Origin of the sequence: Bacillus cereus group sp. BceL291, from assembly GCF_051776705.1 — a bacterium.
Lineage (GTDB): Bacteria > Bacillota > Bacilli > Bacillales > Bacillaceae_G > Bacillus_A > Bacillus_A cereus.
The window spans coordinates 80,602-90,140 of record NZ_JBPWAP010000020.1; the positions used below are offsets into that span (position 1 = coordinate 80,602).

Sequence of the window (9,539 nt, forward strand, 5' to 3'; positions counted from 1 at the left end):
AAATGAAGAAATTACTTTCTATAATCATATTAGTTGAATATGAAATAGGTTTGTTAAATGAAATTATTCAGAGTGCTAAAAGTTTATTTCCATATGAGATTATTATAGTAATAAATGAGAAGCGAAACATAAACAAAAAAACTCTAACTGAATCTGGAGTTAAATGTATTAGAAGTGATTCAGAAAATATGCGTGTTATAGGGGCAAAAGAAGCAAAAGGAGATATATTGTTATTTTTAGATGATAGTAATAGTATTTCTGCATGTGAACTTAAACAATTTATGCAACCTGCTATTAAAGATAATGCAGATGTGGTTTTAAATAACTTGCACTCTTTCTTTATTGAAAGACAGAAAAAAGAATTTCCAGGTGCTAATATTATTTGGAGACAAATTATAAATGAAGTGTTAGGAGCGAATGAATTAAAAATAAATTCTTTGCTCTCTTTACCAAATATAATTACAAAAAAAGCTTTACAAGAAATTAAATATGAAACTCTTAAAAACCCTGTTTTGGCGCAAATAAGACTTATTGAAGAAGAAAAAAAGTTTAGTTGCCATTACTTTATAGAAACACAATTGGCTAAAGAGTTTTGTTTAGAAGAAAGAGCATTAAATGAAAGATCATTAGTAGATATAGAAAAGAAAAATATGAACAAACACTTAGTTGCTATGGCAGAATGGTTAATGAAAACTGGAATTAGGGGAATGTATCATGATGTTACAAGAAATCGAAAACTTGTAAATATTCTTAAAAAACATAATACCATCCCTTTTTCACAAAAAGGATGGGGAATTCAATCACAAAAATATAACGGAAAACAATTGTCTGTAATTATACCCGCTCAGAATGAGGAAGCAACAATTGGACAAGTAATTTGTGAAGTGAGAAAAATTGAGCCCCTAGAAATTATTGTCGTTGTAAATGGTTCCACAGATAATACAGCAAATGTTGCTACGCAACTTGGTGCTACTGTTATTACGTATAAAAATCCGTTAGGGCATGATGTGGGAAGAGCAATTGGCACTGTAGCAGCAAAGGGAGATATTCTTTTATTTTTAGATGGTGATCTTGTTGTTTCTGCAAAAGATCTATATCCATTTCCACAAGCTATTGCAGATGGATGTGATGTTGCCTTAAATGATTTAAATCCCTTTTTATGTAAACATTTTCCCCTTCATATTGTCACCTTATTTAAATACGCGTTGAACTTAGCATGTGATAGAAAAGATTTAGGTGTAGGTTCACTTACAGCAATTCCACATGCAATTAGTAAACAATTTATAAATGATATCGGATGGGATATATTACTCTGTCCAAGCGTTGCGCAGGTAAACGCTATTTTAAATGATTACAAGATAGAATGTGTACATTATGTAGACGTAATTAAAAATAATCGGCTCCGCCCGAATGAAAATGTTGTAGCGAAAGGAATTTCTCCAACTATATCACTCATTCTGGGAGATCATTTGGAGGGTTTCTCTTATTTGTTGAATCATAGCAAAATGTAAGTATATTTTAGATAGATGGGAAGGGTGATTAAACTGTTAGATCAGTATAAAAAAATCAATATTTCATATGAACAATTACAGCAAATGAATTTTCAAACTACGGAACCTTTTATACTCAAAATTGATTGGGATAAAGTAGCTTATGAATTTTTAATTCGTATTAAGCATAATGCTTCCAATGTTATTGTTTTTGGCTCTGGAGCAGGTGGTTTTCAAGAACAACCAATTGGTCCACCTATTTTTCATAGACATTCTTGGATGGAAGAATTTGAAGATACTGTTATATATTATAATGATCCTACTTTATATCATGGAGAAATATCTTTAGGTTGGGGACAGGGGGAGTTAGATAGATTTTATTTACAAGATATCGCAAATATTTTAAAACTATTATTGATAAAGTTGCAAGTTGATTCGAAAAATGTGTTGTTTTATGGAAGTTCCGGGGGAGGATTTATGTCTTTAATATTAGCTGGTTTCGTAAAGGGTTCTACAGCTTTAGTTAATAATCCTCAAACAAATTTAATGAAATGGATACCTGTACCGGTAAATCAAGTTTTCAATTTATCTTATCCAGGCTTATCAAGAGAAGAAATTGAAGAGAAATTTGGCGAAAGAATTAACATCACGGATTTTTTTAAGAGTATTGAATACGTTCCAAATATTTATTTTTTACAAAATGTCGCATGTGAATTTGATGTGCAAAATCACTTACTACCATTTATTTCTGGGTTAGAGCAAATGGATGAAAATACGGAAGTGAATCAAATTTTAGTAGACTTATATTTCGACAAGAAAGCAGGGCATGCAGCTTTAGAGAAGAATGAAACGATTGAATATATAAAAAAGGTAAAACCTAATCAGACTGTAAGAGAGGTGAAAGAAGGAGTGGAATTGTCAGTCGTTATTGTCGTGGGAGAGCAAAAGTCGAAATTAAATCGAATTTTAGAGAAATTAAATTATTTAAAACCACTAGAAATTATCATTGTAGCTGATAATAGAATGAATACTATACAATCAATAACGACAATTGTTGAAAGTAATGTTGTTGTTATTGAAGAGAAAAACAAATGTAAAGCACCAGTTAATGGGGCAAGAATAGCCAATGGAGATGCTGTCTTATTTTTAGACGGAGAAGATGTTGTTTTTTCAGTGGAGTTAGCACAATTTTTAAAGCCGCTATTAAAAAAAGAAACAGATGTAATATTGAATAACGCAGACTCCGTATATTTTGAAAAAATGAAAATAGAGTGGCCGAGTATTGCTATGGTGTATAGAAAAGTATTAAATGACGTATTAGGACATATGGATTTAAAGTATGATTCGATGTTATCTATGCCATATGCCATTTCAAAAAAAGTAATTGAAGACATTGGATATGACATCTTACAGAATCCTATACTTGCTCAAGCAACACTTATTGAGAAAGGGTGGCGAGTACACACCTCATCAGCAATTACTAAAACCTCTTTGAATAATATATCTACAAATAAAAACTCTTTCTCTGGAAATGAATTAACTAAATTAGAAGTGCGTGAGATTAAAAAAAATGTAAAAGTATTAGAAAACTGGTTACAACGAAAAGGTGATAGAGGTAACTATACGGATGGAGGAAGGAAAAGAGAAATTATAGAGCAACTAAAAATACAAAAAAATTATTTGCGTTTCCATAAAGGATGGGGAATGAAGTCTTCTATTTATAATGGAAAACAGCTATCAATTATTATACCAGCACAAAATGAAGAAGCGACGATTAAACAAGTTATTCTTGAGGCAAGAAAAATTGAACCGAAAGAAATAATTGTTGTTATAAATGGATCGACAGATCGGACAGAGGAAATTTCAAAGCAATTAGGAGCAACAGTGATTGTCTATCAAGAAGCGTTAGGACATGATGTCGGGCGTGCAATTGGTGCGCAGGAGGCCATAGGAGATATACTTCTCTTTATAGATGCCGATTTTGCTATTCCAGCAAAAGATTTACATCCATTAACGCAAGCTGTTACTGACGGTGTTGATATTGCTTTAAACGATTTAAATTTAAATCTTAGATTCCCTCTATATATTGTAAATATATATAAATATATGTTGAATATTGCTTGTAACCGTAAAGATTTAGGAGTGGGATCTCTTGTAGCGGTTCCTCATGCTATTAGTAGAAAATGTTTAGAGGGAATTGGCTGGGATACTCTTCACACATCATGTATTGCACAAGTAAAAGCAATATTAGAAGGATATAAAGTAGAATGTGTTCATTATGTAGATGTAATGAAACCAAATCGTATTCGACCACATGAGCACTTCGCGACAATAGGGCATCCGCCAGCTGTATTAAGAATTACTGGTGATCATTTAGAAGGCCTTTCGTATTTATTGAAGCATAGGAATTTTAAAGATTTATTTCTATTTTAAGAGGTGATTCAGTCGATTAATCAATTGAGAAATATAAATATTTCATATGAGCAACTTGAAGGCATTTATTTTAATATGGAAGAACCGTTTTTACTAAGTGTAGAATGGCAAGGAATAAATTATGAGTTTATTATTAGAATGAAATTACAATCAAAAAAACTTATTATTTTGGGTTCGGGGGCAAGTGAAAAGCAGTCGCCACCTATTTTTCAAAGATACACTTGGATTAAGGATTTCGAAGAATCTGTAATTTTTTATAATGATCCAACCCTTTATTTAGGTGAAATTTCTTTAGGTTGGGGGCAAGGAACGATAGATAGGTATTACTTGAAAGATATAGCGATAATTTTAGAAAAAATAATAAGAAAGATAAATATTTTAAAAGAAAATGTGTTACTTTATGGAAGTTCAGGTGGAGGATTTATGTCCCTTATATTAGCAGGTTATTTAAGAGGGACTTTCGCATTGGTCAACAATCCTCAAACCATATTAACAAATTGGTATACTACTCCTATTACACAAGTTTTTCAGCTATCATATCCTAACTTATCAATACAAGAAATTAAAGATACGTTTGCAGAGAGAATAAATGTTATTGCATTTTATAATAAGATAGGCTATGTACCGCCAATTTATTACTTGCAAAATATAGCAGCTGATTTTGATATGAAAAATCATTTGGAGCCTTTTATAACTGGATTACAAGAATTAGAAGGGATAGATGCTGTAAATAAAGTTAAATTAGATTTATATTTTGATAAACAATTAGGGCACATCCCTTTAGAGAAGAATAAAATTATGCCATATATGAAACAAACGCTCTATGAAGATAGAATATTGTAATTAAAAGTTGAGAATCTCTTCATGTATTTGAAGAAGTTTTTACCTCTTTAGTTTATTTTATCTCACTATTTGCGGGCAGTAAAACTCCCACCTCAAAATTCGGCTGTAGCAAAGAAGTTAGGTGGGAGATCAACTGCCCATAATAGCACGATTGGTGAGGGCTGAATAAAGTTGTAACGATATTATTATTTTCTCATAAATTGATATTATGTGTAAGAAAGGAGGGAATATCTTGTCTTGCATCAACAAGAGTTGTTTTAACATTTGCTTAGAATCTATAGTTAATCCAAATGGTGGGGCAGAAATATTTGTAAGGTGCAATGATGAATGTCCATCTAATTTCAATGTAATACCATTCATTGCATGTATTGCTATTTCAGTAAAGGATGATTTTAGTTTCTTATCTTATTTAGATAGTTTAATAAAACGTTAATTAACTATCCAATTAATATTAAAGAAGCACCTAATTTATTAAATTTAGTAAGAGAGTTGTATCCGAATTTAAGTAACTGCATATATTGTTAAGAGAAAGGAGGGAGAGTTATGGCATGTACTACGAATAATGTTTGTTTTGATGTGTGCCTTAAGATTACAATTACCCCTGGAAGTGGAATTGATGCAGTAGTGGATTGTGGGGGCACATGTGGGACAAGTCCTACAATTGTAATTAGTTCTAGTGGATCAATTGTTATTACTTTACCATTAATTGCATGTTTCTCAATCTCGCTAAACGATGATTTAAGTGTTGCATCTTCATTAACAAGCCTCTATTTTCAAACTTCTTAAGAAAGATACAGAAATGAAAAGCCTGCCTGCTACTTTTCTTTTGATCTAATGTAAAAATAAATTCATATATTATTTGGTGGTAAGAATATACAATTAAAAGCATTCAGTGTTTCTTTTTTGTTCGATGAGGTAAGAAATTGCTTCTATATGATCACCAATGATTTGTTGCGTTGCTAATGAAAGAAAACCTTCTTGAGAGAAGTGTTTTTCTGGTCGAACACGATTCATCTTATCAACATCGACAGAATGGGCATTTTTCACATGAAGGCCTGCTAAAATTGTTTTAACTTGACTTGAGGTAGGTGAAAGAAGTGAATCAAAACCAATTGTATCAATACATTTGCGACTAAAAGCATGAGGCACAGCAATTGTGGATCCCATCCCTAAATCCTTTCGATTACATGCTAAATTCACAACATATTTACATGCGGTCACGATAGAATAAGGAAATCGATACATATAGTAATACTCTAACTTATTTAAAGCTAAATCTGTACCATTTTGAACAGATTGTACAAATGGTAATAGATCAGAACTAGGAATTAAGAAATCACCATCTATAAATAATAATATATCACCTTTTGCAAAACGTGCGCCAACAGCACGTCCAGTATCATTACCAAGTGGCTCTTTGTAGCTAATAACTGTTGCACCACAATTCTTTGCCAATGCCTCTGTTTTATCTGTTGCTCCATTAACAATAATGATAATCTCTAAAGGTTTTAATTTTTGTACCTCATAAATTACAGATTCTATCGTTTTTTCTTCATTTTGAACAGGGATGATAACCGATAATTGTTTATCCCCATAAGTATTCGAATAAAATTCTTTACCTGTACTTATTTTTGGCATATATTTTTGTTCGCCGTTTTGAAGCCCTAAAATAATATCCCGCCTTCGGTTACTATCAGTGTAGTTTCCTCTTGAATCTTGCGCTATATTTATCCAATGTTCAATAGCTTCAAGATGATAACAAGTGAGTTGTTTTGAAGGGAAGGAGGGGATTTGAGGTATATAAATTTTTAGATGATTGCAAATCTGAAATTTATATTTAATAATTTTCATTTGTGCCAATATCGGATTTGATAAACTTTCTGGAGTAATTGCCTCTAGAACTTTTTTTGTTATTGCATAGGGAGGAAATAATAATGAGTTAACATTTAAATCTGAACGATGAAAAAAATGATTCGTAACTTGCTGCCACATCATTGCTATATTAGGCCGTTGCTTCTTATAAAAAAAATAATCCAAATTATTTAATACTACATCAGCGGATCCGTCTAGTAATGGTTGAAGAAATTGTATAAGTGTGGAAGATTGAATAATGTAATTTTCATCTAAAAATAATAGGCAATTACCTCTTGCCTTTTTTGCTCCAATTGTATAACAAATATTATATTCTGTTGATTCTTCTAGTGTAATAACTTTACAACTGTAAGATCGTGTAATATCAATACAATCATCAATACATCCGTTAATAATAAGAATAACTTCTAAAGGTTTCAGTTGTTGACATGCTTTTAGAATTTCGGGTAAAACGCTTGTTTGATGCTGTATGGGGATAATAATAGAGATTGGATTTTTACACATAAGTAGTCTCCTTTTTAATCAGAGGTAGTTATTAATAAGAATAGATAAAATAGGAGATAAATATTTTCTTGTTACAAACATAGCAATTATTTAGTTTTATCTGCCTCCGAATTTTCATTAACTGAATTAGAACCTTTGTTTATACCAGAAGCTATTAAATTATTGAGAACACTAAGATCTAATTGCATAGGGATTGAGTTTTCGGATGTAGTTTTCTCATTTTCTTTTTTTGTAGTTAATATTGTTCTTATGGTTTTTATTTCTTTATATTGTTTTAAGATGATGAAAAAACCAGAAATGATTAAGAGAAAAGACAAAGAAGTAAGCAAAAATATTATCTCCAACATAAAATATCCTCCTTCAAAAAGAAAATTATAATAATATTATCTAATTAGGTATTTAATGATACTCCATATTTTTATGGTCGAATGCAATAAGAAGAAATTCGTATTAATGAGTTCGCTTTTCTAAATATATGCAAAATTTCAGTAAAAGTTACTGGTTTTTAAGTTAGAGGAAATAATTATAGGTACGTTGTACAATCTAATGAATTAAAGATTTATTTGTAGTGTAAAGGTATATATTATATAAGCTACACGTCATTATATAAAAGTTAAACAGGTTGTAACTTTATAGAAAAAGAGCATTTAATTGGACAAATAATTAATTATGTGAAATAATAATAACAGATAAGGAGACGTTGTTTTTCCTTAAGTGCTTCGAATTAATTTTATTCAATAAGAGAAGGTGTGCTTAAAGAAGTTAAATTAAATAAGGAGCTGTTTTATTATATGCAACAAAATAATGATTTAAATTTTGAACCTCAAGACGTTAATATTGTCAATCCTAAACAAGCCAGGAAAGCAGTAATTGCTACTGGTATAGGGAACGCAATGGAGTGGTTTGACTTCGGATTATACGCGTATTTAGCGGTAATTTTAAGTCAATTATTCTTCTCAGGTGTTGATAATAGTGGATTGCAACTTGTACTTACATTCGGTACATTTGCAGCAGCCTTTCTCGTTCGACCAATCGGAGGTGTATTCTTTGGTAGAATAGGAGATAAGTACGGCCGAAAAATCGTGTTAAGTACTACTATTATTTTAATGGCACTTTCTACATTATTCATCGCATTACTACCAACCTATGAACAAATTGGTGTATGGGCACCAATACTACTTTTAGTTGCCCGAATGATTCAAGGCTTCTCTACAGGCGGCGAATATTCAGGAGCAATGGTTTATATCGCAGAATCTTCTCCAGATAAAAAGCGTGGTATACTCGGTAGTGGTCTTGAAATTGGAACACTCTCAGGTTACATTGCTGCATCGGTAATTGTTACCATTTTGACGTTATTGTTAACAGATGAGCAAATGCTCAGCTGGGGATGGCGTATTCCATTCTTAATAGCTGCACCAATTGGTTTGGTCGGTTTATACTTACGCCGTCATCTAGATGAATCTCCAATCTTTGAAGAGATGGAAAAAGCACAAGAGGAATCTGAAGACAATGAACAATTTTCATTTATGGATATTATTAAATATCACAAAAAAGACTTCTTATTAAGCACAGTAATTGTCGCCTTCTTTAATATTACAAATTATATGATTCTTTCGTATATTCCTTCTTATCTAACTCAAGTACTTAAAGTCGAAGAAACAACAGGCTTATTAATTATTTCTATTACGATGGCACTTATGATTCCACTAGCACTATATTTCGGTAAATTAAGTGATAAAATTGGTAATAAACGTGTTGTGCAAATTGGTTTACTTGGTTTAACTGTATTTGCAATTCCAGCATTTTTACTAATAGGTAACGGACATATTGCAGCTATATTTGCAGGTATTTTCGTACTAGGTTTCTTCTTAAGTGTATATGAAGGAACATTACCTTCATTATTACCATCACTCTTTTTCACTGATGTACGTTATCGAGCACTTTCGATCTCATTTAATATTTCTGTATCGATATTCGGTGGAACAACACCGCTCGTATGTTCATACTTAGTTCATGCAACTGGTAACCCGCTCGCACCGGCATTTTATTTAGCAGGTGTAAGTATTATTGGATTAGTTGTATTTAGTGTACTATTCGTTACGACTTCAGGGCGTGCGCTAAAAGGTTCATATCCTACAGTAGAAACGAAAAAAGAAGCACACCAAATCGCTAAAGAAGATCCTGAAGAAACACTTTGGTGGCATGAAGAGTCATTAGAAATTGAAGCAGGGAAGAATGCTTCAATTTAAAAAGCAACGTAGAAGTATAAAAAGACTCCTATGAATATGAAGTGCACCCCAATTGTTAGACACATAATTAACAATTGGAGGTGCATTTTTTATGGCTAAATTTTCTTCAAAAGATAAAATACAAGCAGTAAAACGATATCTAGAAGGT

The 9,539-nt window shown here is 31.6% G+C and carries 8 protein-coding genes; 6 read left to right on the plus strand and 2 right to left on the minus strand.

Going from position 1 to position 9,539, the window contains the following annotated elements:
* Window positions 1-2: 2 nt before the first annotated feature.
* From ACS2CR_RS15165 to ACS2CR_RS15185, 5 genes are all read left to right on the plus strand, one after another.
* Window positions 3-1,511: a glycosyltransferase family 2 protein gene (locus tag ACS2CR_RS15165; RefSeq protein WP_000735456.1), complete on the plus strand. Its 1,509-nt coding sequence runs from the start codon at window positions 3-5 to the stop codon at window positions 1,509-1,511.
* An 84-nt stretch (window positions 1,512-1,595) separates the two neighbouring features.
* On the plus strand, window positions 1,596-3,923 hold the full coding sequence (locus tag ACS2CR_RS15170; RefSeq protein WP_170921869.1) for a glycosyltransferase family 2 protein: 2,328 nt from the start codon (window positions 1,596-1,598) through the stop codon (window positions 3,921-3,923).
* A 75-nt stretch (window positions 3,924-3,998) separates the two neighbouring features.
* Window positions 3,999-4,766 (plus strand): glycosyl transferase family 2, encoded by a 768-nt coding sequence (locus ACS2CR_RS15175; protein ID WP_153580181.1) that lies wholly within the window; start codon window positions 3,999-4,001, stop codon window positions 4,764-4,766.
* 232 nt (window positions 4,767-4,998) lie between these two features.
* Window positions 4,999-5,199, plus strand: a complete 201-nt coding sequence (locus tag ACS2CR_RS15180) for a hypothetical protein (RefSeq protein ID WP_033676526.1) — start codon at window positions 4,999-5,001, stop codon at window positions 5,197-5,199.
* A 110-nt stretch (window positions 5,200-5,309) separates the two neighbouring features.
* Window positions 5,310-5,552 (plus strand): hypothetical protein, encoded by a 243-nt coding sequence (locus ACS2CR_RS15185; protein ID WP_000752467.1) that lies wholly within the window; start codon window positions 5,310-5,312, stop codon window positions 5,550-5,552.
* Between the two features lie 93 nt (window positions 5,553-5,645).
* Here the strand turns inward: ACS2CR_RS15185 and ACS2CR_RS15190 are convergent, their stop codons facing one another.
* Entirely contained in the window at window positions 5,646-7,142 is a 1,497-nt protein-coding gene (locus ACS2CR_RS15190; RefSeq protein WP_053512519.1) for a glycosyltransferase, read from the minus strand.
* Between the two features lie 86 nt (window positions 7,143-7,228).
* Window positions 7,229-7,489 carry a hypothetical protein gene (locus ACS2CR_RS15195; protein ID WP_000889686.1) on the minus strand — a complete coding sequence of 87 codons (261 nt, stop codon included), beginning with the start codon at window positions 7,487-7,489 and terminating at the stop codon, window positions 7,229-7,231.
* A gap of 444 nt (window positions 7,490-7,933) precedes the next feature.
* Between ACS2CR_RS15195 and ACS2CR_RS15200 the strand changes: the two genes are divergently transcribed.
* Complete coding sequence (locus tag ACS2CR_RS15200) at window positions 7,934-9,391, plus strand: MFS transporter (RefSeq protein WP_001186926.1); 1,458 nt, start codon at window positions 7,934-7,936, stop codon at window positions 9,389-9,391.
* The last annotated feature ends 148 nt before the right edge of the window (window positions 9,392-9,539 follow it).

Excerpts from the sequence above, each read along its gene's own strand:
- ACS2CR_RS15165 (WP_000735456.1), top strand. The coding sequence starts at position 3 with ATGAAGAAATTACTTTCTATAATCATATTAGTTGAATATGAAATAGGT.
- ACS2CR_RS15170 (WP_170921869.1), top strand. The coding sequence starts at position 1,596 with ATGAATTTTCAAACTACGGAACCTTTTATACTCAAAATTGATTGGGAT.
- ACS2CR_RS15175 (WP_153580181.1), top strand. The coding sequence starts at position 3,999 with ATGGAAGAACCGTTTTTACTAAGTGTAGAATGGCAAGGAATAAATTAT.
- ACS2CR_RS15185 (WP_000752467.1), top strand. The coding sequence starts at position 5,310 with ATGGCATGTACTACGAATAATGTTTGTTTTGATGTGTGCCTTAAGATT.
- ACS2CR_RS15190 (WP_053512519.1), bottom strand. The coding sequence starts at position 7,142 with ATGTGTAAAAATCCAATCTCTATTATTATCCCCATACAGCATCAAACA.
- ACS2CR_RS15195 (WP_000889686.1), bottom strand. The coding sequence starts at position 7,489 with ATGTTGGAGATAATATTTTTGCTTACTTCTTTGTCTTTTCTCTTAATC.
- ACS2CR_RS15200 (WP_001186926.1), top strand. The coding sequence starts at position 7,934 with ATGCAACAAAATAATGATTTAAATTTTGAACCTCAAGACGTTAATATT.